This window comes from Clostridium estertheticum (assembly GCF_011065935.2).
Lineage (GTDB): Bacteria > Bacillota > Clostridia > Clostridiales > Clostridiaceae > Clostridium_AD > Clostridium_AD estertheticum_A.
On the sequence record NZ_JAAMNH020000001.1, the window covers coordinates 2,171,699 to 2,194,214 of the forward strand.

Annotated in this window: 23 protein-coding genes and 1 pseudogene; 19 read left to right on the forward strand and 5 right to left on the reverse strand. The window is 29.8% G+C overall.

The window, feature by feature from the left end:
- Positions 1-92: 92 nt before the first annotated feature.
- From G9F72_RS10045 to G9F72_RS10075, 7 genes are all read left to right on the forward strand, one after another.
- Positions 93-962: a cation diffusion facilitator family transporter gene (locus tag G9F72_RS10045; RefSeq protein ID WP_164956290.1), complete on the forward strand. Its 870-nt coding sequence runs from the start codon at positions 93-95 to the stop codon at positions 960-962.
- A 482-nt stretch (positions 963-1,444) separates the two neighbouring features.
- Positions 1,445-2,674, forward strand: a complete 1,230-nt coding sequence (locus tag G9F72_RS10050; RefSeq protein WP_164956291.1) for a cofactor-independent phosphoglycerate mutase — start codon at positions 1,445-1,447, stop codon at positions 2,672-2,674.
- Between the two features lie 14 nt (positions 2,675-2,688).
- Positions 2,689-4,179, forward strand: a complete 1,491-nt coding sequence (gene thrC, locus G9F72_RS10055; RefSeq protein WP_164956292.1) for a threonine synthase — start codon at positions 2,689-2,691, stop codon at positions 4,177-4,179.
- 28 nt (positions 4,180-4,207) lie between these two features.
- Complete coding sequence (locus G9F72_RS10060; RefSeq protein WP_164956293.1) at positions 4,208-5,521, forward strand: aspartate kinase; 1,314 nt, start codon at positions 4,208-4,210, stop codon at positions 5,519-5,521.
- Positions 5,522-5,575: 54 nt separating this feature from the next.
- Complete coding sequence (locus tag G9F72_RS10065) at positions 5,576-6,865, forward strand: homoserine dehydrogenase (RefSeq protein WP_164956294.1); 1,290 nt, start codon at positions 5,576-5,578, stop codon at positions 6,863-6,865.
- Between the two features lie 172 nt (positions 6,866-7,037).
- The gene (locus G9F72_RS10070) at positions 7,038-8,330 is read left to right on the forward strand and encodes a helix-turn-helix transcriptional regulator (protein WP_164956295.1); all 1,293 of its coding nucleotides are present in this window, start codon (positions 7,038-7,040) and stop codon (positions 8,328-8,330) included.
- Positions 8,331-8,419: 89 nt separating this feature from the next.
- Entirely contained in the window at positions 8,420-8,560 is a 141-nt protein-coding gene (locus tag G9F72_RS10075) for a hypothetical protein (protein WP_164956296.1), read from the forward strand.
- A gap of 61 nt (positions 8,561-8,621) precedes the next feature.
- Here the strand turns inward: G9F72_RS10075 and G9F72_RS10080 are convergent, their stop codons facing one another.
- Positions 8,622-10,178, reverse strand: a complete 1,557-nt coding sequence (locus G9F72_RS10080; RefSeq protein WP_164956297.1) for a M4 family metallopeptidase — start codon at positions 10,176-10,178, stop codon at positions 8,622-8,624.
- 562 nt (positions 10,179-10,740) lie between these two features.
- Between G9F72_RS10080 and G9F72_RS10085 the strand changes: the two genes are divergently transcribed.
- Both G9F72_RS10085 and G9F72_RS10090 read left to right on the forward strand, forming a co-directional pair.
- Entirely contained in the window at positions 10,741-10,968 is a 228-nt protein-coding gene (locus tag G9F72_RS10085) for a DUF6199 family natural product biosynthesis protein (RefSeq protein ID WP_164956298.1), read from the forward strand.
- Positions 10,969-11,162: 194 nt separating this feature from the next.
- Positions 11,163-11,342, forward strand: a complete 180-nt coding sequence (locus tag G9F72_RS10090) for a hypothetical protein (RefSeq protein ID WP_164956299.1) — start codon at positions 11,163-11,165, stop codon at positions 11,340-11,342.
- 606 nt (positions 11,343-11,948) lie between these two features.
- Here the strand turns inward: G9F72_RS10090 and G9F72_RS10095 are convergent.
- The 3 genes from G9F72_RS10095 to G9F72_RS10105 all read right to left on the reverse strand — a co-directional run bounded on the left by G9F72_RS10095 (position 11,949) and on the right by G9F72_RS10105 (position 13,435).
- Positions 11,949-12,437, reverse strand: coding sequence for a DUF6773 family protein (locus G9F72_RS10095; protein WP_164956300.1), 489 nt, complete (start codon positions 12,435-12,437; stop codon positions 11,949-11,951).
- Positions 12,415-12,633 carry a helix-turn-helix transcriptional regulator gene (locus tag G9F72_RS10100; RefSeq protein WP_164956301.1) on the reverse strand — a complete coding sequence of 73 codons (219 nt, stop codon included), beginning with the start codon at positions 12,631-12,633 and terminating at the stop codon, positions 12,415-12,417. The genes G9F72_RS10095 and G9F72_RS10100 overlap by 23 nt, the downstream gene beginning before the upstream one ends.
- A 181-nt stretch (positions 12,634-12,814) precedes the next feature.
- Positions 12,815-13,435, reverse strand: coding sequence for a hypothetical protein (locus tag G9F72_RS10105; protein ID WP_224676057.1), 621 nt, complete (start codon positions 13,433-13,435; stop codon positions 12,815-12,817).
- Here G9F72_RS10105 and G9F72_RS10110 point away from each other — a divergent pair.
- The 5 genes and pseudogenes from G9F72_RS10110 (at position 13,399) to G9F72_RS10130 (ending at position 17,397) form a co-directional block, all read left to right on the forward strand.
- Positions 13,399-13,512, forward strand: coding sequence for a CatA-like O-acetyltransferase (locus G9F72_RS10110; RefSeq protein ID WP_411955953.1), 114 nt, complete (start codon positions 13,399-13,401; stop codon positions 13,510-13,512). The genes G9F72_RS10105 and G9F72_RS10110 overlap by 37 nt on opposite strands.
- Before the next feature lie 581 nt (positions 13,513-14,093).
- On the forward strand, positions 14,094-14,750 hold the full coding sequence (locus G9F72_RS10115; protein WP_164956302.1) for a class I SAM-dependent methyltransferase: 657 nt from the start codon (positions 14,094-14,096) through the stop codon (positions 14,748-14,750).
- An 83-nt stretch (positions 14,751-14,833) separates the two neighbouring features.
- A complete protein-coding gene (locus G9F72_RS10120) occupies positions 14,834-15,244 on the forward strand; it encodes a GNAT family N-acetyltransferase (RefSeq protein ID WP_164956303.1) in 411 nt (136 codons plus the stop codon).
- A 420-nt stretch (positions 15,245-15,664) separates the two neighbouring features.
- Positions 15,665-16,555: a GNAT family N-acetyltransferase gene (locus tag G9F72_RS10125; protein ID WP_164956304.1), complete on the forward strand. Its 891-nt coding sequence runs from the start codon at positions 15,665-15,667 to the stop codon at positions 16,553-16,555.
- A 201-nt stretch (positions 16,556-16,756) separates the two neighbouring features.
- Positions 16,757-17,397, forward strand: a pseudogene (locus G9F72_RS10130) (lactate utilization protein).
- A gap of 136 nt (positions 17,398-17,533) precedes the next feature.
- Here G9F72_RS10130 and G9F72_RS10135 read toward each other — a convergent pair.
- Positions 17,534-17,908: a pyridoxamine 5'-phosphate oxidase family protein gene (locus G9F72_RS10135; protein ID WP_164956305.1), complete on the reverse strand. Its 375-nt coding sequence runs from the start codon at positions 17,906-17,908 to the stop codon at positions 17,534-17,536.
- A gap of 232 nt (positions 17,909-18,140) precedes the next feature.
- Between G9F72_RS10135 and G9F72_RS10140 the strand changes: the two genes are divergently transcribed.
- The 5 genes from G9F72_RS10140 (at position 18,141) to G9F72_RS10160 (ending at position 22,299) form a co-directional block, all read left to right on the forward strand.
- Positions 18,141-18,644 carry an RrF2 family transcriptional regulator gene (locus G9F72_RS10140; protein WP_164956306.1) on the forward strand — a complete coding sequence of 168 codons (504 nt, stop codon included), beginning with the start codon at positions 18,141-18,143 and terminating at the stop codon, positions 18,642-18,644.
- A gap of 132 nt (positions 18,645-18,776) precedes the next feature.
- A complete protein-coding gene (locus G9F72_RS10145) occupies positions 18,777-18,995 on the forward strand; it encodes a hypothetical protein (RefSeq protein WP_164956307.1) in 219 nt (72 codons plus the stop codon).
- A gap of 434 nt (positions 18,996-19,429) precedes the next feature.
- Positions 19,430-19,627 carry a BlaI/MecI/CopY family transcriptional regulator gene (locus tag G9F72_RS10150; protein WP_164956308.1) on the forward strand — a complete coding sequence of 66 codons (198 nt, stop codon included), beginning with the start codon at positions 19,430-19,432 and terminating at the stop codon, positions 19,625-19,627.
- Positions 19,628-19,632: 5 nt separating this feature from the next.
- On the forward strand, positions 19,633-21,159 hold the full coding sequence (locus G9F72_RS10155; RefSeq protein ID WP_164956309.1) for a M56 family metallopeptidase: 1,527 nt from the start codon (positions 19,633-19,635) through the stop codon (positions 21,157-21,159).
- 366 nt (positions 21,160-21,525) lie between these two features.
- On the forward strand, positions 21,526-22,299 hold the full coding sequence (locus G9F72_RS10160; protein ID WP_164956310.1) for a hypothetical protein: 774 nt from the start codon (positions 21,526-21,528) through the stop codon (positions 22,297-22,299).
- Positions 22,300-22,516: the final 217 nt, after the last annotated feature.

A 22,516-nucleotide genomic window follows, 5' to 3' on the forward strand; every position in this document is an offset into this window, starting at 1 on the left:
GAACAAAGAAGGAGAATAGAATTTATTAAATTAAGGATAATAGATAGTGGAATAGTTGTATAAATGACTCTATCAAATTAGGAGTGGTAAATATGGAGGAAAAGTATAAGGGTCTAAAACTAGCAGAGCGAGGTGCGCGCATAAGTATTTTAGCTTATATTTTATTGGCGTCATTAAAGCTTGGAGTTGGATATTTATCTGGCTCAAAGGCTCTAACTGCAGATGGACTGAATAATACAACAGATATAGTTGCCTCACTAGCTGTTTTAATTGGATTAAAGATATCAAGAAAACCCGCGGATGATGATCATCTTTATGGTCATTTTAGAGCAGAGACTATTGCCTCACTAATTGCCTCCCTTATTATGATAGCTGTAGGAATGGATGTTTTATACAAAGCAGCACGCTCTATTTTTTTCTTCAAGGCGCAGGTTCCAGATTTAAATGCAGCTTTAGTTGGTATCATTTGTGCAGGAGCAATATACTTTGTGTATCGTTATAATAAAAGAATTGCCATTCAAATAAATAGTTCAGGACTAATGGCTGCTGCAAAAGATAATCTTTCAGATGCATGGGTTAGTATAGGAACATCTGTAGGCATTGTTGCTTCTCAATTTGGTTTGCCATGGATAGATCCATTGGCTGCAGTAGTAGTTGGCATATTAATTATAAAGACTGGTTGGGATATTTTTAGAGAAGCATCACATAACTTGACAGATGGTTTTAATAGTGAACAATTAAATAATATAACCCACTGCATAAATCAGGTTTCGGGAGTCAAAAGGGTTAGGGCCATTAGAGCGCGTGTCAGTGGGAATAATATTCTTCTTGATATAATAGTAAGGGTTAGTGCAAACTTAAGTGTGGTTGAAGGTCACAATATCACGGAAAACATTGAAGAAAAACTGAGAAGTGAATTTGATATTACAGAAGCAGTTGTGCATGTAGAACCTGAAATTTAGTTAGTTTAAATTATTGTCTTTTAAATTAAATATATTTGCGTTATGCTATAATTCGAAAAACAGAAAAGCTGCGAAGTGATACTTCGCAGCTTTTATTATTAAAGTAAAGGGGGACTTCGCTTTAATTTACTAACCTATAAATAAATCATAACATAGAATTGTTACGGCATTATTAAGAATATGTGTAGTATTTGTTAAATATTTGACATGCTAAAAAATGTTTCATATTTAAATCTCATAATCTGTATAATTATTATGATTTATATAGCTATTAATTTCCTATTATAATAGGAAAATGACGGCTTCTGAAAAAAAATTACTCAAATTTAGCTTATAATTTTGATTTATAGACAAATTTATACTATAATATATAAAACTAGTTTAAAGAGTAATGAATATTCTTAATAATCCAATCCATCATTTGAAAATATTTAAAGATGATTTGAAGTATTATAAATATTCATATAAAGGAGAATTAACATATGAAATATATTGTAGTTTTAGGAGATGGGATGGCAGATTATCCTGTAAAAGAATTAAATAACAAAACACCGATTCAATATGCGAGTACTCCTACTATTGATTATATGGCAAAGCACGGTACTATCGGTATGGTTAAAACTGTGCCAGAGGGTATGCCTCCGGGAAGTGATACGGCGAACATGGCTGTTTTTGGTTATAACCCCTTTGTGTATTATAGTGGACGGTCACCCTTTGAAGCAGCAAGTATGAGAGTTCCATTGCTAGATACAGATATTGCCTTTAGATGTAATTTGGTAACAGTGTCAGAAGGCGAGCCATACGCGGAAAAAATTATGCTAGATCATAGTGCTGGTGAAATAACAACAGAAGAATCAAGTGAATTAATAAGTGCATTAATAAGTGCATTAAGTGAGTATTTAAGCACTGAGACAATAAAATTCTATCCAGGCATTAGCTATAGACATCTTATGATATGGGCCAGGGGTCCCTATGAATGGAAGCTTACGCCACCTCATGACATTCTAGGTAAAAAATTAAAAGATTATATGCCTAAAGGTTTGAATAGTGAAGTAATTGAAGAGATGACAAAGAAAAGTAGTCAATTTTTATCTCAGCATGATATAAATAAAAAAAGAGTGGCAAAAGGATTAAACCCAGCTAACTCCATATGGATTTGGGGTGAAGGTAAGAGGCCACTTTTATCTAGCTTTTATGATAAATATAATTTGAAGGGCTCTGTAATTTCTGCAGTTGATTTAATAAAAGGAATAGGATTGTGTGCAGGGTTAGATGTTATTGATGTAAAAGGTGCCACGGGGAATATTGATACTAATTATATAGGCAAAGCAAAAGCCGCAATGGCAGAGCTTGCAAAGGGAAATGATTTTGTATATATTCACGTTGAAGCACCAGATGAATGTGGACATAGACAAGAAATAGAAAATAAATATAAGGCTATAGAATATATAGACAACCAAATAGTAAAGGTTATTAGTGATGAAATGGAGAGAATAGGTGAAGATTATAAAATGATAATACTTCCTGATCATCCTACACCACTAGCTCTCAGGACACATACAAGTGATCCCGTTCCATTTTTAATATACCAAAGTAATGATGAGAAGGACAACCCTAATGGATGTTATGATGAATTCGCAGCAAAAGACACAGGTTTATATTTTCCAGAAGGATATAGGCTAATGGATTATTTTTTAAAAGGTATTAGGTAGGGGGAAAGAATATTATGAAACAAATATATTATAAGAGTACTAGAGGAAATGAAAAGGGAGTAACTTCTGCAGAAGCTATTTCAAGGGGACTTAGCGCCGATGGTGGACTTTTTGTACCAACATCAATACCAAAGTTAAATATCCAGCTTAAAGAATTGATGCGTATGAATTATAAACAGTTAGCGTTAACTATAATGAAGGAATTCCTAACGGATTATGAGGAAGACGAGTTAAAGGAGTGTATACATAAGGCTTATGATGAAAAATTTGATACGCATATGATTGCACCTCTAGTAAAACAAAGTAGAACATATTTTTTAGAGTTATACCATGGACCTACTTTAGCATTTAAAGATATGGCCCTATCCATACTACCACACTTATTAAAAACCGCAGTAAAAAAGCTAAATAACAATAAAGAGATGGTTATTCTTACTGCCACCTCTGGAGATACAGGAAAAGCTGCCTTGGAAGGCTTTGCAAATGTGGAGGGTACAAAGATAATAGTGTTTTTCCCAGAGCAGGGTGTAAGTGAGATTCAAAAGAGGCAGATGGTAACACAAACTGGAGATAACACCTTTGTTATAGGCATTAAGGGGAACTTTGATGATGCACAAAATGGAGTTAAACAGATACTTACGGATGATAATCTTCTGGAAAAATTAGAGGAAAAAAATAGTATGTTTTCATCAGCTAATTCAATAAACATAGGGAGGCTAATACCTCAAGTTGTATATTATTTTTATGCCTATACTCAGTTATATAATATGGGGGATATCAAAATAGGGGAAGAGATAAATTTTTCTGTCCCTACAGGTAATTTTGGTAATATATTGGCAGGATACTATGCAAAAAAAATGGGACTACCAATTAAAAAGTTAATTTGTGCTTCAAATGAAAATAAGGTTTTATTTGATTTTATAAATACCGGAACCTATGATAAAGTAAGGGACTTTGTAATTACTATGTCTCCTTCAATGGATATATTGATTTCAAGTAATCTTGAAAGGTTGCTATATTCTATCAGTGGGCAAAATACAGAAGTAATAAAAAACCTTATGGAAGATCTTAATGTAAATGGTAAATATGAAATTGATAGTACAATGATAAAAGAATTAGTGGACTTCTATGGAGGTTACGCAACGGAGGAAGATACTTCTAAGGCAATAACTGAAGTTTACAAAACTGCTAATTATGTAATTGATACCCATACAGCAGTATCCTATGCAGTTTATCAAAAGTATTTAGAAGAGACAAAAGATACTACAAAAACAGTTATTATTTCTACTGCAAGCCCTTATAAATTTACACCGGATGTTATGAAATCAATAGATGCAAAATATATAGGGTTAAATGATTTTGAATTAATAAAGCAGCTGAGCAAAATAACAAATCTTGATATTCCAGCAGGGATAGTGGATTTAGATAAGAGGCCTGTGCTTCACAAAACTAAATGTGAAAAGGATGAAATGCAAAGGCAAATAGAAAAGATTCTTAACTTATAAAATTATAAAATAGTAAGGGGCAGAAGTTATGGAAGTTATAGTTGCAAAATTTGGTGGAAGCTCATTATGTGATAGTGAGCAATTTAAAAAAGTAAAGGATATTGTTTTGTCCGATAGTAGGCGGGCCTATGTTGTGCCATCAGCCCCAGGTAAAAGAAGCAAAGCTGATTATAAAATCACAGATCTTTTATATTTATGTCATGAACATGTGGAAAAGTCACTACCCTTTGATGAATTATTTAAATTAATCCAGGAAAGATATACTGTTTTATGTAGTGAATTAAATCTTTCATTAGATATTTCAAAATATTTAAGGGAACTTAAGGAAAAAATAATTAATGGAGCCTCAGAGGCGTATGTAGCAAGTAGGGGAGAATATTTTAATGGTTTAATATTAGCTGAATATTTGGGGTATGAATTTATTGATGCTGCAGAGATTATTGTTTTTAAGAAAAGTGGACGTTTGGACGAGAAAGCAACCTATGATGCTGTAAATAAAGGATTGTCCCAGGTAAAAAAAGCGGTAATACCAGGATTTTATGGTGCCTCCACAGATGGAGAAATAAGAACCTTTTCAAGAGGAGGTTCTGACATTACAGGAGCAATAATTGCTAAGGGAGTATGGGCACTAGTTTATGAAAATTGGACAGATGTGGCAGGCTTTTTAATGGCAGATCCTAATATTGTGAGTAACCCCAAACATATTGAAGAGGTAACCTATAAAGAACTTAGAGAACTTTCATATATGGGGGCAAATGTTTTTCATGAAGAGGCGATTTTTCCTGTTAAGAATAATGGAATCCCAATAAATATAAGAAATACTAATAACCCAATGGAAAAGGGGACCACTATTTTAAATGATAAATTAGAAGTTAAAGCTGGGAATATAACAGGCATTGCGGGAAAAAAAGATTTTACAGTAATAGCAATTGAAAAAACCCTTATGAATAGGCATATAGGCTACTTACGAAGGATTCTATCAATTCTTGAAAATAATAATGTAGCCTTCGAGCATATACCATCAGGGATAGATTCAATTTCATTGGTAATTGACGATGCTCAGTTAGACAATAAACTTGATATAATATTAGAAGAAATTGAAAATCAATGTAAACCAGATTCTTTAGTAGCCTATCCTAATATGGCCTTAATAGCAGTAGTTGGAGAAGGTATGATAAGAACTAAAGGAATATCTGCTAAATTATTTAGTGCCTTATCAAAAAATAATATAAATATTAGAATGATTAATCAAGGGTCTAGTGAATTAAGTATTTTTGTTGGTATAGAAAATGAGGATTTTGAAAATGCAATTAGAGCTGTGTACAAAACCTTTGAAAATTAATCATCACTTGACCTACTGTAATAATAAATTTCAACTATGAGGGGGGAGATCAATATGGAAAAAGTAAAGATAGCAATTTTAGGTTTTGGAAATGTTGGCACAGGTGTTTGGAAAATACTCCAGGAAAATAAAAAAGAAATAATGAAACGTTCGAATTACGAAATAGAGGTAGCTAAAATATTAGTAAAAGACATAAATAAAAAAAGAGATATACAGGTATCTAAGGAAATATTAACAGACGATATTGATGATATTATTAATGATGAAAGTATTAAAATTGTGGTTGAACTTATTGGAGGATGCGGTGAGGCTAAGGATTATATGATACGCGCCATGAAAGCTAAAAAGAATATCGTAACTGCTAATAAACTAGTTATTGCAAACTGGAGCAACGAGTTATTCAAAATAGCTGAGGAAGAAAAGGTATTATTTTATTATGAAGCAAGTGTGGCTGGGGGAATTCCAATAATAAGAGAAATTAATGAGAGCCTTACAGCCAATAGAATTCAGCAGATAATTGGAATTATAAATGGAACAACTAATTATATATTAAGTAAAATGACTAATGATGGAATTAGCTTTGAAGAGGCATTAAAAGAGGCTAAGGAAAAGGGTTATGCTGAAGCAGACCCAACCTCTGATGTAGAAGGTTATGATGCAGTGTATAAGCTTGCTATAATGGCTTCATTATCCTTTGGAACTAAGGTTAATCATGATGCTATTTATAGAGAAGGAATAAGTAATATTAGTTCACTGGATATAGAATATGCTAAAAAATTTGGCTATACAATAAAGTTACTTGCAATAGCAAAAGAGGAAAATAACAAATTAGAGCTAAGGGTACATCCAACATTAGTTCCTTCTAACCACCCAATGGCAAATGTAAATGATGTATTTAATGCGATTATGATAAAAGGAAATGCAGTGGGAGAACTAATGTTATATGGAAGAGGAGCTGGAGATTTACCAACTGGAAGTGCAGTTGTAGGAGATATAATATCTATACTTAGAAACAATGTAAAGCAAGCGGACGTAAGTGACACAAATGAGGAAGTGGATTTTAAAGAAATAAAAAAACCAGAGCAAAATGAATCAGAATTCTATATCAGACTCAATGTTAAAGATAGAGCAGGAGTTTTAGGAGATACGGCTGCAATATTCGGGAAAAATAATGTTAGCATTATATCTATGACTCAAGATGTTAGGGATGAAGATGATGTACCACTTGCATTTATTACTCATAAAAGTGTAGAAGCGGATATAAGAAATTCCTTGGAAAAGATAAAACTACTTGAAAATGTCAATAGAGTAGAAAGTATAATAAGGATAGAATCATTTAATTAAAACATCAGAAACAGAAGTTGGTAAATTATTATCAACTTCTGTTTTCTGATTTTTGAAAAGTAATTTATTGACAAATAGTTCTAACATGTTATAATGTTTTATAATAAAAAGGATTAAATTAGTATTTATTGAATATTGATAGATAAAGATAATATATTAAGTAGGTGGAAGTATGGAATTTCTAACCATTGGTGAAAAAATTAAAAATCTGAGAAAAATTCTTGGAATAAGACAAGAAGAATTAACGACAATAGGTGTATCTAGAAACTTTATAAGCATGGTTGAAAATAATAAAAGAAAACTAAGCTTGAAAACTTCAGAATTGCTTATAAAAACGTTTAAATTAAAATCAAAGGAAATTGGGATGAACTTAGATATAGATAAAAAGTATTTACTAAAAAGTCCACAGGACGAAGCTATGGAATATTGTATCGAAAAAATAAACGATGACTTATTAATCGAGGAAATTGATAGTTTAATTGATATATGCAATCGGTATAATTTGTTCGATATCTTATCAACATTATATGTAAAAAAAGGAAATATATTATATAGTAGCAGTAAATATAGTGAGGCATTTACTCACTATTATGATGCTTTAGTTATTTATAATAGTATTAATAGTCTAGAAGATAAAGCTTTTATTTACAATAAATTAGGTAGATGTAGGTTGCAAACGTTGGAATATTTTGAAAGCATGAGTTTTTTTACAAAAGCATATAACTTATCACTTATTGGCAATTACAAATTAGTTAAAAAAAATTCGTTATATAATATATCACTGGTATATAAAAAATTAAATAAAATAGATGATGCGCTTGAGCATATAAATAAGTACATAAATATATGCGACTATGATATAGACTTTTTCGATATAATTGATGCTAGAATTTTGGAAGCAAATTGTTATTCATCTAAAAATGAGTACAATATAACTATACAAATTTATAAAGAAATATTAAATAAAAAGAATCAATTAAAAAATTCTATGTTAGGAAATATATACAATAATTTAGCATTAGCATATTTAGAAGTAAATGATTGTGAAAATTCATTGTTTTATTTTAATAAATCACAAGAACTCAGAGAAGTAAGTGATAAATCCAAATTGCATCGTACCTTAATATATAAGGCTAATGTGTTTATTAGAAATAAAATATTCAATGAAGCTACAAATCTTTTAACAAAAGGATTTGATATGTCAGTAGTATATAAGGATTTAGAGTATACAATATTGAGTTTTAATATGCTTGAAAAAATATATATAGATTTATGTGACAATAAGAGGTTAATTAACTTATATGAAGAAATGTTAGAAATATTAGGTTCAAGAGAGAATATCCAATCATTACTATTAATTTATACTAAAATATCTAATAAACTAGCACTTATAAATATTGAAAATAATGATATAGAAAAATGTAAAAACAGATTGCAAACTTTAAATAAACAAATAAATATGTAACCATTTTTTAAAAAAATATAGTTTCATATTACAATTAATGTTATAATTCAATTAGATGTAAATATTTATAAAAAATGGGGGGATTAATTATGAATAAAAAGTCTTTAAGAAATATGTTTTGTTGTATTATATTAGTTGTAGCAGTCGCGGTGTTTGGAATAATAAGTACAATGAATACAGAGGATCCAGATTCTAAAGGATTTAATGTTACATCAGTACACAATGTATAAACATAGGTATTTAAGGTAACAAAAAAATAAGTAACCCTATATTAATAGGGTTACTTATTTTTTAGTTTACGCCGACAGCATCCCAAGCTGCATTTATCGCAGCAACTTCTGATCCGCTTGCACCGTAAAGATCTGTTGCAGATTGAACAAGTGCAACTCTTGCATCGTGGAAGTTAGAAGCAGAAATTAAATAGTTAGCTAAAGCTCTGTAATAAATTTGTTCCGCTTTATTTATACCTACATTTGGATTAGAAGCTATAAGATAACAAGCTTTGTTTGGAATTCCACTATTTGTATGAACACCACCCCAATCTCCCGCTTGAGTATTAGGAGAAACTACAAATTTACTCATATTATCTGGATCTCCATATTTAGCAGGATTGGACATGTCTCTTAATGCATCGCCAGCTATATTAGGTGTCCAAATATCTTCACCCATTAGCCAATCAAATTTACTAGCTTGTCCATAACATTCAATGAATGCACCAAAAGTATCTGACAAAGATTCATTTAATGCTCCAGATTGAAATTCATATATGAGATTTGCTTCATTTTCATCTACGGCATGGGTCATTTCATGACCCACTACATCTAAAGCACCAGATAATGCAACAGCCTGAACGCCATCACCGTCCCCATAAATCATTTGAGTTCCATTCCAAAAAGCATTTACATAACTTCTAGAGTAGTGAACTGTAGATTTAATTCCCATACCTAATCCATCAAGACTATTTCTATTGAATTTAGATTTATAATAATCATATACAACTCCTGCATAAGCATGTGCATCTACAGCTGCTTTATCATTAATTGTGTTTGTAGTTGAAAAAACAGTAGTCCCAGGTGTTCTAGTGCCATTAGCAGCAGTAAAAGTAGTTATAAGAGCACCTTTTGTAGTGTCTACTAATTGATATTGAGTCTTTCCTTTTACAGTAGCCGTGTTAAGGTTTAATGTTTTGGTATCGCCAAGTACGCCGAGTCCTGTTCCTGTAGTAGCAACATTAGATATTTTATTGACTTGTTTTATTATAGTTCCATCTTCAGCATTTACAAAGAAGTTCCAATAACCTGGTGTTGGGGATAGGAAACTTAATGAAACTAAATAAACTGGAACATATTCATCATTTATATTGTATAAGTAAAGTTTGGTGGTTGGGGGTGCTTCAAGTTCATCAAATGTAACTTGTGCTTTTGCAATCTCAAGAGCTTTAGTTTCACCTATAAAATTTCCTTTATTTATTTTAGCATCTTTTGCATTAACATCATATTTACCATTTATAGCGTATACTTCACCATTTTGATTAAAGTGAATGATATACTCATTACCATAGACTGGAATACCTTTTACCATTTGTTGAGTTTTAATATGTTTAAAACCCAAGCTGTCATCACTTGATTTTAATTCTGCTAATTGATTCACAGAATCTTCAATTATAATGTTATTTTCTTTAAAGAATTGATGTACACCTTTCATGTCCTTTGACAATTGTTTTGATAATTTTCCCTTTTCAAAACCTGGTGGATTGCTTTCATTCCCCTTAGCATGTACAGGAAATACAAAACCTGAGAATAATAATGATGAAACAACAACTAAAGAAACCAATTTTTTTGATAACAAAATAAAACCCCCTTTTAGTTTTATATTTTTATTATAAACTATATACAATAAAAATGTAACTGAAATATTTAGACATTTGGTTACAACTTTTTGTTTTTAAAATTAAAAAGCTGTTGATTTCTCAACAGCTTTCATAATTTAAATTATTCTACCTTGTATTTTGGCAATTACTCTTAGGTTATCTATTGAAGATCTAAATTTTTCTGGTTTTAAAGATTGATCTCCAAAGGGTACCCATATTGTTATTTAGCCACAAAAAAATAAAAACACTTCATCCTACAAAAGGACGAAATGCAAAGTTTCGTTACCACCTAAATAACCATCTTTGTCAGGCACAGATTGCTCGATATTTTGTCCTTATAACGGTAGACACTCCGGTTAATGCTACTATTTGTGGAGTTTTTATTTGCTACACATTAGGAAAATGTAAAGGATGAGTCATATTTAATCTTTACTATTATGTTATAAAATGGTAGTATTGATTTATATTAAGAATGTTGAATTGCAATCGTATTTTAAAGAGAAAGTAATTTATATGGTATAGAATGAGAGGAGAAAATTTATGCCAAAGGTGATTACAATAATTCCAACTATTTTTTTAGGTTTTATATTTTTTTACGGGTTATTAAATGCTATAATTCCGAAAATGCTGTGGAAAACCTTTGAAAGCTGGAAGGCAACAAAAGAGCCAACTAATACTTATTTCATGTCGCGGAGAATAGCAGGTATTATTACAATGCTTATAGTTTCTGGTATTTTTTTATTTCCTTACTTAATGAGTAAACAATAAAATAACATTAGAATGCGAGGCATATTACTTAAATATGGTATGCATTCTTTTTTTATATGAACTTTAAATGTTGGAGAAAGATATGGTGCATGATATTTTTGAAATAAATAAGAGCTCCTATCAAAAAAATATTATTAATGAACACTTGTAATATAATATGCCCAAACTATAAATAAAGAGGAAGGATGATTCATATGAAAACTAGTTATGCCACAATTATGTTTACAGTTATTAACTTTGTACTATTATTTGCAATCATAGTAGTGATATATAAAGCAATACAAGGCTTTAAAAGTTTTATTAATAGAAATAAAGAGATGGATAAAAAGATAGATATTATTCTAAACAAATTAGAAAATAAGGAAGATAAATAAAAAAATCATATATTTATACTTTGCTTCAAAATGTAAAAAAGCAAAAGCTTTTTAATACTAAAAGTGTTCATTAAAGCGATTCCCATTAATGAATACTTGTATTTAAAAGCGAAGTATAATTATTTATTTAATTGGAGGATATAATAATAAGTTATAAAGAATAGATTATAATTATTTTGAGGCATACGATACAATTCCTATGCAAGTTGATGTAACCAGCCATTATGTGTTAAATAAAATTAATACTGTATGGGTTATTTTAGGTTTGGCAATAGCGCTAACTATTATATAGTCCAGTTAGAGTGGTATTGTAAAAGCCTTATATAATAAGGAAATGTGATTAATTTAACGCTAAATATATCTAAATTTAGACTTTGTCTCGTTGCGAAAAATAATAAATTCAAACAGAGGAAAATAGCATTAATATAAAAATCAATACTATTTTAAATTTCATAATTTATTTGAAGTACGACATAAAAACACCGTAAATTCAGTTATGAATATTACGGTGTTTTATGAATTATTCGGTTTTAGTAGTTGCACCGCTTTATATGAAGAATGAGTATTATTTTGACTATGAATTAAATCTCTATCATGATTTTATTACTATTTTATATCGCTTTCTTCTTTATCTAATTCTTCTGCAATTTTTTTCTGCCTCTTTTGATTTAGCTTATATATAGGCGAGTATATCAAGAATGTTACAACTGTTCCAGAAACAAATAGCATTGCCAAAGTTATCATAAAGAATATGCCGTCTGTATATTTTTCGCCATATCTTGCGTAATTTGCGATTCCTGAAATTACACATGTTGCTAAGCCACCCACAAGGCTTATTAATACAACTGATTTTTTACCGCTATTTTTTGTTTCACACAAATCATTCCCTGCTATGATGTTCCTAATTACAATATATATGAAAGCTCCAAATAAGCATATAACCTCTGTTACGCATTGTGAAAAAGGTACGTTGAAAACATATTCCTTAATAAATAAGGATATACCCAGTCCACCGAGCAATAGATTGCAAACTTCATTGCCAATTTTACGTTTTTGAGCCACAGCCCGCTCATCATGTATTAAGTTTTTTTTCATGTTTTTCCTCCCAAAATAAATCATTTAATGTTTTGCCAAGTGTTTCGCATATTGAAATACAAAGATTTAGTGAAGGGTTATAATTTCCTGATTCAATCAGTCCAATCGTTTGGCGTGTAACAGCCACAGCTTTTGCTAAATCCTCTTGTTTCATATCACATTCAATACGAGCAATTTTCATTCGTTTATTTTTCATATATTACCTCCTTACATTACATAGTATACTATATATATTTCTTAATGTAAAGTATATATTGCATTTATTTATTCACAAAATAATAGCAGATAACTTTATGTCTGCTACATAAAACATAAATAATCCTACTCAGCATTTTTCTACAATCTCGGCTTAAATCAATTACTTCTATAGGGTGTATTTAAGTTTTAAAAGCATTGCTTTTAATAGCCTCTAAATCCTCATTAGCTATCTTATAATGCCTGTCTGAAATAATTAATTCATATACAATGTTTTCAATATCAGGTAATTTTAATATGGAACTTACAAGACTATATAAGGCGAGCTTTTTGTATTTTTTCATATCGTGATTTTTACAGATTGCATATAATTTTGATTTCGGTTGGTCAAGAAGATATTCTCTTCTGTTAAAACTTTTAACACCATCTTCTTCGTCAAACTTGAAATATTTATTACTTGTTGCTATCCGTATTTTTTCTGGTTGAGCTTTTAAAATGCCTATGTACCTTGTTGAAGGTATTGGTAATACAAGTTCTTTTTTATTGATGTGAGCAACAGTATATTTTACTTTGGTTTTGAGTATATCAATAAATATCTGTTCTGTATCTTTCATAGATGATGGATAATTACCATTGGTTACTCTCCAATTCCTAATGTAAGTGAAGGAACCAATGTAATCCTGTAAATATTTAGTGCTTACATTTACCATATGCCAATATATATAATCTTTTATATCCGGGTAAATACTTTGAGGAAAATGGAAAGATAAAGTTACCACTATCTGTTCAAGTACATCACTCACTAGTAGATGGCATACATGTTGGGCAATACTTTAATAAAATTCAAGAAATTTTAGATAATCCTGTAGAGTATTTATAATATCTGCCTTTATAAAAAAAATCATTTGTTCAGTTGATTTTCAATGTTCTTATTAGGCGTCACAAACAATAAAAGTTTGTGGCGTTTTTGATTACTACAAACTAGGATAATATGGTGCAGTAAAGATTGGGCTGTTCCAATCTTTACTGTTATGTTATATAATGGTAACAATGATTCGAAATCGTAAAACACTATATAATAACATAAGGAGTAAAATCTACAGAAAATTTACATATGAAAAGGAGTGTTAAAATGAAATCGGTAATGTCATGTATATTAAATCGTAGAAGTATCCGAGCATATACTTTAAAGAAAGAGATGAAGTTTTTACTTATTATTATAAAAATGCAGAGATCTTAGCTGACATTATTTTGAATGGTAAAGAACAGTTAAATATTTGATTGGTATGATGGAATTATAATAGGAAGTAAAAAAATGTAAAACTTGATAGGTGTAGGTGATATCAGCGATATCTGAAGACATTTCTCAGATATATGTCAAACTTATAAAATATGACGAATTAACTTGAATGGTATAAAACATTAATTATTATAATTAATTTTTGAATGGGGGATATTTAAATGGTAGATTCAAAAGGTTGGGAATGGGAAAAAGCAAATCAATCGCCTTGGTTAACACCAACTGATGATGTTTATTATCTGGCTAACAAGTGGTTAGAGTTAGGCTTTAAAAAGGTTTTAGATTTGGGTGCTGGATTAGGACGGCACTCTATATTTTTTGCGCAAAAAGGTTTTAAAGTATCGGCAATAGATATATCAGATTACGGAGTGAATCATTTAAAAGAATGGGCTAAAAAAGAAAATTTAGATATTGATATTAAACTTGGAGATATGATTTCTTTACCTTATGCAGATAATTCTTTTGACTGTGTAATTGCTTATCATTCTATTTCTCATACTGATACATCGGGTACAAAAAAGGTTATAAGTGAAATAGAGAGAGTATTAAAGCAAGGTGGAGAAGTGTATACTTCAATGTGTTCTAAAGAGTCTTGGGAGTTTGCTAAAGCGGGGTATCCCCAAATAGATGAGAATACAGTATTAAATAAAGAAGATGGACCAGATAAAGATGTACCACATTTTTATGCTAATAGTGACGATATTTTAGACTTATTTCACAATTTTGATATAGAAAGGGTACGGCATATTGATTATTGTGTTATAGACAATGAAAAACAAGATAGCAAATATTATTATATAAATGGACGTAAAAAATAGAAGGTAGAAGATTAATATGTCTTATTAGCAAAAAAAGATATGTATACTAAAAGGTTTTGCAAATTTAAAAAGGAGTTTATAAGATGGAAATACATCAAGATGAATATTTATTTACTGATGATGATAAAAAAATTAATTTAAATGAACTTTGCAATCTATTAAGACAGTCGCATTGGGCTAAAAATCGACCTATTGGCGTAATTGAAAAGACAATTGAGACTTCACTTTGTTTTTCTATCTATCACAATGATGTGCAAATTGGATTTGCAAGAGTTGTGAGCGATTACGCTGTTTATAGTTTAATATTAGATGTGATTATTGATGAAAAATATAGAGGGATAGGCTTAGCAACAAAACTTATTGGTTTTATAAATAATCATCCAAGATTAAAAGACACAAATAAAGTTCTTTGGACAAAAAATGCAAAAGATTTGTATTTGAAGTGTGGATTTAACGAAGAAGATTGTTATACTTTTATGTTTAATAGACCTTAATAGGCTGTAACAAATACTTCATAATATTTATAAAGTTCGTCATACCTCCGTCTTATGGACTATCCGAGTAGTGAATATATACAATAACAGAATTTTTGGTTCTGAGGGCAGAGAAGTGACTCCATTAGGCTATTGCGGTAATCCATCTAACATAGACTTGAAAGATGCAAAGAAATTTACCGATGACTTTGCAAAGTCATCTGCTAATTTAATAATTAGCTCGATAAGGTCTTTGTAACTTATCATATCTTAATATAATATCTATAGAATTAAAAATCGCGGTTTATGCAAGAGGCACTATTGAGAAACTCTGCTTACATTGATAATGGATATATTAATGCATATTACTATTGAATAATTAAGAGTGATTATATAAATGTTAATAAAATATAATTATAAGTCATTTAGGGGGTGGACAAAATGATGCTCGAAAATATTAGGTTTAGTCCAAGAGCATATAGTTTAATTGAATATGCAGGTATATATGCCATGGAATATAAATGTAATTCAATTCATCCTATACATATATTCTTAGGTGCATTAAAAATGGACTATAACCTCAATAATGAATTAAAATCTATCTACCAAGTAGATGCTGGAATAATAAATAGCATTTTTGACTCAATAGAGTTAAAAAATGCTTGTAATGAATATGTAGCACTTAAAACTAATAATTCATCATTAATAAATATATCTTTATTAACTAAAAATATTCTATTTGATGCAAAAAAAATATCAGAACTTTACGAAGAACATGGCCAAATATATGTTAACGATAGTCATATATTACGAGCCATATTTAATTCTGATGATAAGGCAACCAAGCAATACTTATCTAAAGTTGATAAAGATATAATACTTTCCGTAACAGCATCCTCTAAGGACATGATTGTTGATTTAAATAAGCAATTTACTATCAACGATATAGAAGGAGTGACTATAAGAAAAGTTACTGAAAATGACAAGGATGCTCTTAGTGAATTTGTGCTAAAAAATTTCTATGATAGATGGGCTAAGACAATACAGTACGGTCTTGCTCTGAATGATATGCCAATTTATATAGCCATAATAGATGATAAACCAGTAGGATTTGCGGGATACAATATTTCTAAACAGAGAAAGGGATATTTCGGACCTTTGGGAGTTTTAAGAAATTATAGAGATGTAAAAATTGGTCAAGCATTATTAAATGCCTGTTTAATTGATATGAAAAAACTTGGTTTTAAAACTTGTATAATCGGAAATGCAAGTTCAATTGAGTTTTATCAAAAATCATGTGGAGCAATTGTTATTCCTTTAGTTGAGTCATAATATTCATATAGGACGAAACATTAGTCTATATACTTTTAAAGAAGGTATTTATATGGAAAATAGGGGTTATTGTTCTTGTTGCTATATATGTAGTTATAGCTATAAATTTAAAATTTTTAGTTACTACAAGTAAAATAAAGTAAAGTAAAATATCAAAGTTATTTTATAAAGATGATGAAATTGGAAAGGATGTATAATTATATGGATAATGATGTTTTGTGGTATATAGAAAAGCAAATTGATAGAACCATAATTAATTTAAGAAAACGCAACATGGAAGGCTTCTTTGTTAAAGATAATAAGGAGTAAAAGAACTTTTGAAAGAACTTATAGCTGAAAATTCTGTAGTAGGTGTTGGTGATTCTATGACTCTCTTTGAAACAGGTGTTATAGATTTTCTTCGCGAGGAAAACTATACTTTTTTGGATAAGTATAGAGAAGGTATCATAAGTAAAGAAAGAAAACAAATATATATACAAAACTTTTCTGCTGATACTTTTATATGTAGTACAAATGCTTTAACTGAAAGTGGAGAACTTTATAATATTGATGGTAATGGAAGTAGAGTCGCACCAATGATGTATGGGCCTAAACAGGTTATTTTAGTAGCTGGAATGAATAAAATTGTTAAAGATATAGAAGAAGCAGAAAAAAGAGTTAGAAATTACTCGGCTCCAATTGACGCAAAAAGATTAAATAAAAATACTCCATGTACTACTTTGGGTTACTGTGTAGACTGTAAAAGCCCTAACAGGATATGCAATGATTTTACAATTATTAGAGGGCAATTTATTAAAGACAGGATAAAGGTAATTATTGTAGGAAAACAGTTAGGATATTAATGCCTTATTTCGTAATGTTCTTAAATGGTTCATCACTTGGGCTTTTTATTTTTTTACTTAGTGTTCATTAAAGTGATCTCCATTAATGAACACTTGAAATTTCAAATGGGTTAAATTAGTTAAGAAAATACAATAATTAAAGCATTTGCTTTGCTGATGTAACTGTTATTTCGAGCACTCTAGTTAAAAAAGAGAACTTTTCTTTCATCATATCAAATTCTGAACCTGATTCAAGGTATTTTGCAGTACCTTCAATTACGAAGCCTGTTCCCGGGTAATCTTTATAACCCGAAACTTCTTTACTACCTAAAGCAATCTTTACTTTATTATTTTGATTTACATTTTTTTCTGTTTTACGCATTGCATATGCAGGAACTAAAATTCTTTCATCAGATGTTACAACTAAAAATGAGTTCCAAGTGTTAACCACATGTGGTTCATCTATCCCCCATGATACTATTGAAACTACACCTTCATTTTTTAATACATCAAAAAATTTTTCTGTAAGCATTGAACTTTTCCTCCTAAAAATTTTACTAAACAATACGTGACAATTACAGATAACGTATATCGTCGATAAATACTGTCTACAATTATTATATATAGACTTTTTCAAAAAGTCAATATATAATAATTGTATTAAGGATAAATATTATCTGTAATTAGATAGTTAATATTGAATAATAAAAAAGTAGTGAAGTATTATGTGGAAGGATATTTTATTATTTAGGAGGTTGATTGTATTGCAATTTTCAATAGGAGTAGAGTATGCGTTACATTGTTTATTATATATGGTAGATATTCCATCAGGAAGGGCTGTTGGAATTAAAGATTTAGCGGCATTCCAAGGTGTCTCAGAAACCTATTTATCAAAAGTATATACAAAATTAAGGAAAGCAGGGATTGTGAAGTCAATTCCAGGTGTTAATGGGGGATATGAGTTAGCGCGTATTCCAGAAAGCATAACCTTTTGGAATATAGTTGAAGCAGTAGAAGGGACGACCCCATTATTTCAATGTGCGGAGATTAGGCAAAATGAGATATTGCTTGATAAAAATAATTTACCTGATACATATACAAAATGTCCTTGCTTAATAAAAGTTGTAATGTTAGAAGCGGAAGATCGGATGAGACAATATTTGAACAATAAGACTTTAGGATGGCTACATGAACAAGTTAGTAATAAGATTCCTAAAGAGCATGGAAAAGCAACGATTGAATGGTTCAATAATATTAAATCACGATAAATTTAAGATGCATGGGAAATCGAGTTTTATAGACTTGTCTTTGATAGGTCTATATTTATTTATTTTTCATTGAAACTTTTTCTCCATATTTACGTCTAATATATATAGTAAATATTAAGGAGGATTATATTTATGCTGCTTGCTCGAATTCTTTGTGCTATAGGCTTGATTTTGGGTTTATTTATGATTATTTGCCCTGTAAGAGTCTTCAAAATGAGAAACACTATTAGAAGTATTTTCATGATTAATGAATTAGGGGTTGGTGATTTTAAAATTATTATTTACAGAGCTGGAGGTATATTTGAAATTCTAATTTTCACCCTTTTATTAACTCAAACATTCACAATATAGATTACATTCTTCTTTTATTATTTATAAAGGTAGCATAATAGACGTGCCATTTGGCAAGTCTATATTTTTTGTAATGCTTGTCACTTTGGATTTGCTTTACTGTTACTAATTATTAGAACTCTGGTGAGGGATATATTACAATGCCAATGGATCTCAGCAAGACTTATAAAATTTGTGGAAGTTAAGCTAGAAATTAAACTTAGAGAAAACATTAGGGTAGGTATGGTAGAAAAAAGAGCCCGGTTATCTTAACTGCTTTCATCTTCATGCCTTTGGAGAGTTCTCGTACTCTTCGCTCTAGTGGAATCTTAAATTTTTTATTAAGTTCGTCAAATCTTTCCTGGGAAAAATCATTATAGGTTTTCTTATAAAATTTTAAGAGTTCTTTTACTTTGAAAGATGAAAAATATTGATTTTCATCGGATACATAGCCTATGCATGAGTACCTATATTTTCCTTTGGTATCAGAAGATGAATGTATAAAAACAGAAAGTAAGTCTTTTATTGATAGGGTATTCAATGGCTCTATTAAATCGATGCTCTTAACCTTTGCAGAGTCAAAAGAAATATCTGAAAAGGACATAGAGGAACTCAAAAATATATTAAACCAATCAAGTAAAACGGAAGGTTGATGCGTATGGATTTATTGAATATTTTTGGGGTGATTGTACCTTCCTCTATAATGGGTAGCATAATTGTACTAATGATATTAATTATTAAAGGCATATTTAGAAATAAATTGAATTCTACCTTTCACTATTATATATGGTTGATACTTCTCATAAAATTAACCGTTCCTTTTGGCCCGCAAACTTCTTTTAATATTAATAATCTATATGAAAATTTTTATAAGCAAACTACCACAAGTGAAAAGACACAAATTAGTTCTTCCGTAAGATTTGAAAATGCAAATTTAGGAGATTCAAAATCTGAAAGTACTTATCTGCCTTCGAATAAAAGTGAAATTAATAAAGCTATGGACATACCTTTAAAAAGCAAAATTAATATTGAAAAAGTGATCTGTTTTATATGGATGTTTGGAGTCCTATTATTAATTGGCATATTAGTTGAAGGACATAAAGAACTTAGAGGAATTGTTAAAGCTTCTACAAAAGAGATTAATAGCACACATAAAGAAATTCTATATAATTGCATGAAAGTTATGAATATAAGAACTGAGGTAGTTCTATCATATTCTTATAAGATAAGTAGTCCTTCATTATGTGGGTTAATTAAGCCACATATATTAATTCCAATGAAGGTTGCAGTTAATATTTGTGATGAAGAATTTAAGTATATTATAATGCACGAATTAACCCATCTGAAAAACAAGGATATGTTTATAAATTGGGCTATTACAATATTGTCGGTGGCTTACTGGTTTAATCCAATTTTGATCTATGGCTTTTATAAAATGAGACACGACTGTGAATTTTCCTGTGATGGTCAAGTGATTTTACATTTAGGTCAAGGTGAAAACCTGCAATATGGAAAAGCAATAATTAGGGTGCTGGAATTAGGTGGAAATAGTAATAGACTTATGGGTACTACTTCAATGGTTATGAATACTTCGGAAATAAAAAGGAGGGTTATTATGATTTCAAAGTATAAGAAGGTAAATATTAAGGGCATATTATTAGGAGTTTTGGTTGTAATTATTATAGGTGGCATAGGCATTGTACTAAACACTTCAAACCTAAACTCAGATAAAAGTATTGCCAGGGCTACAACATTAAAAGTAGAAACACCAGTGACAACTTCTAAAAGTGAAGTTAACAATACAGCAAATGATGCACAAGCTACTAATATAAAAGAATCATCAAGTAATAGCGAAAAGCCTATAGTAACATTTTCAACTGACATAGTAATTTATAATAGTCATCCTGATGAGGCGTATGCTTCAGGATTAAAAGTGACTGACATTGCTGCTTTAATCAATGATAAGCTCCTTAAGGAGGGTCTGAAAAGTAGTTTTATCAGGTGTAATGCGCCTATAGAATATGACCAATCATATCAAACTTCACGAGATTTAATAATAAAAAATGTAAAAGATTATAGCAATAAAATTCTATTAGATATACATCGAGATTTAATTACAGGTCCTGAATTTAACATAAAAAAAATACAACTTGTACTTACTAAAGAAAATCCACATCAAAGTTAAGTTATAACATTGATGTGGATTTTATCGCGGTAATATATAAGAATATCTCTAAACAATCATACTATTATTGTAATTTATTGAATCAAATTTACATTTACATTCAAATATCTAAATAATGCTTGTACCATAACCAAAAACATGATAACATGGACAAAGAAGGATTTATATTAAATATATGGTATATTGTTTTTTAGTAAGTATAACTTTTTACTTCGATAGTATGTGGTGCTAATAAAAGCATGTTGTAAGTGCATTTGAAGACATAAAAAGTAAACACAAAGCTAGCTCAATTCATGGACAAGACACCATATGATCCATACACATAAATACAATCAATTCAAATAATTTTGAAAAGGGGTAATTTATATGAAAAATGTAAAATTGAGTTTATTCGTAACTGCTTTAACACTAGCAATAGCTGTACCTACAGGAGTTTATGCTCAAGGAAGAGATGCAAAAACAAATTCGGTAGAACATAAAATTGAATGTAAAACAGTGAAAACACAAGAATGGGATGCAAAATTCATTGAAAATCATAAAAACAATGTAAAATTAAGTGATTCAAAAGTAGCTTCTAAAGATGCAAAAAATAAAGAATGGAATGAAAAATTCGCTAAAAATCATGAAAATAAAAACAAATGTAAAGATATAAAAGAAAAATGTAAAGATATAAAAGTAGAACTTACTGTAGAACAGAAAGCTGCATTAGAAGTAAAAAAAGTAGCAATAAAAAAACTTGAAGTAGATAATAAAGTTTTACAAACAGCTATTAATACAAATAAAGAAGCAATAAAAGCTGAGCTTACGAGAATTGAAGCTGCTAAGGCAGTTATACCTGCAGATGTCCAAGCTCAAGTTGATGCAGTTATAACGCCAGTACTTGTTGTAACCCCAGTACCTGTAGTTGTTACACCAGTGCCAGTAGTAGAACCAGTAGTTGTGGTTACTCCTGTAGTAGAACCGGTAATTGATGGTGCTCCAGTTATAGTACCAGTGCCTGTAGTTGAGAAAACATATTTTGAAAAATTACAAGCTAGATTTGATAATGTAATAGTAGACTTAACAGCTAAAAATACGGAGTTAACTGATTTAAGTATTAAAATATTAAATATTTTAAATACTTTAAAACTTATACAATAATAGTGAATAATAACATAGGCACATATTAATTCAACGGATTCATTTTCGATGTGCTTTTAATTAAATATTAAGATATTTAACATACTAATTATAAATAACATTATAATTAGTATGTTATTTTTTTTGTGGGTATTCATACACTGGATATTTCACTATTATTTCACAAAATATAATCGAATTAAAATAGTACATTTTGAATAGAATATTTCAAGTGGAT

Bases quoted from the DNA above. Each gene is read 5' to 3' on its own strand.
- G9F72_RS10100 (WP_164956301.1), bottom strand. From the start codon at position 12,633: ATGAAAAATAAACGAATGAAAATTGCTCGTATTGAATGTGATATGAAA.
- G9F72_RS10115 (WP_164956302.1), top strand. From the start codon at position 14,094: ATGGTAGATTCAAAAGGTTGGGAATGGGAAAAAGCAAATCAATCGCCT.
- G9F72_RS10125 (WP_164956304.1), top strand. From the start codon at position 15,665: ATGATGCTCGAAAATATTAGGTTTAGTCCAAGAGCATATAGTTTAATT.
- thrC (WP_164956292.1), top strand. From the start codon at position 2,689: ATGAAACAAATATATTATAAGAGTACTAGAGGAAATGAAAAGGGAGTA.
- G9F72_RS10150 (WP_164956308.1), top strand. From the start codon at position 19,430: ATGCATGAGTACCTATATTTTCCTTTGGTATCAGAAGATGAATGTATA.
- G9F72_RS10075 (WP_164956296.1), top strand. From the start codon at position 8,420: ATGAATAAAAAGTCTTTAAGAAATATGTTTTGTTGTATTATATTAGTT.
- G9F72_RS10095 (WP_164956300.1), bottom strand. From the start codon at position 12,437: ATGAAAAAAAACTTAATACATGATGAGCGGGCTGTGGCTCAAAAACGT.
- G9F72_RS10050 (WP_164956291.1), top strand. From the start codon at position 1,445: ATGAAATATATTGTAGTTTTAGGAGATGGGATGGCAGATTATCCTGTA.
- G9F72_RS10085 (WP_164956298.1), top strand. From the start codon at position 10,741: ATGCCAAAGGTGATTACAATAATTCCAACTATTTTTTTAGGTTTTATA.
- G9F72_RS10060 (WP_164956293.1), top strand. From the start codon at position 4,208: ATGGAAGTTATAGTTGCAAAATTTGGTGGAAGCTCATTATGTGATAGT.
- G9F72_RS10070 (WP_164956295.1), top strand. From the start codon at position 7,038: ATGGAATTTCTAACCATTGGTGAAAAAATTAAAAATCTGAGAAAAATT.
- G9F72_RS10160 (WP_164956310.1), top strand. From the start codon at position 21,526: ATGAAAAATGTAAAATTGAGTTTATTCGTAACTGCTTTAACACTAGCA.
- G9F72_RS10065 (WP_164956294.1), top strand. From the start codon at position 5,576: ATGGAAAAAGTAAAGATAGCAATTTTAGGTTTTGGAAATGTTGGCACA.
- G9F72_RS10145 (WP_164956307.1), top strand. From the start codon at position 18,777: ATGCTGCTTGCTCGAATTCTTTGTGCTATAGGCTTGATTTTGGGTTTA.
- G9F72_RS10135 (WP_164956305.1), bottom strand. From the start codon at position 17,908: ATGCTTACAGAAAAATTTTTTGATGTATTAAAAAATGAAGGTGTAGTT.
- G9F72_RS10090 (WP_164956299.1), top strand. From the start codon at position 11,163: ATGAAAACTAGTTATGCCACAATTATGTTTACAGTTATTAACTTTGTA.
- G9F72_RS10155 (WP_164956309.1), top strand. From the start codon at position 19,633: ATGGATTTATTGAATATTTTTGGGGTGATTGTACCTTCCTCTATAATG.
- G9F72_RS10120 (WP_164956303.1), top strand. From the start codon at position 14,834: ATGGAAATACATCAAGATGAATATTTATTTACTGATGATGATAAAAAA.
- G9F72_RS10045 (WP_164956290.1), top strand. From the start codon at position 93: ATGGAGGAAAAGTATAAGGGTCTAAAACTAGCAGAGCGAGGTGCGCGC.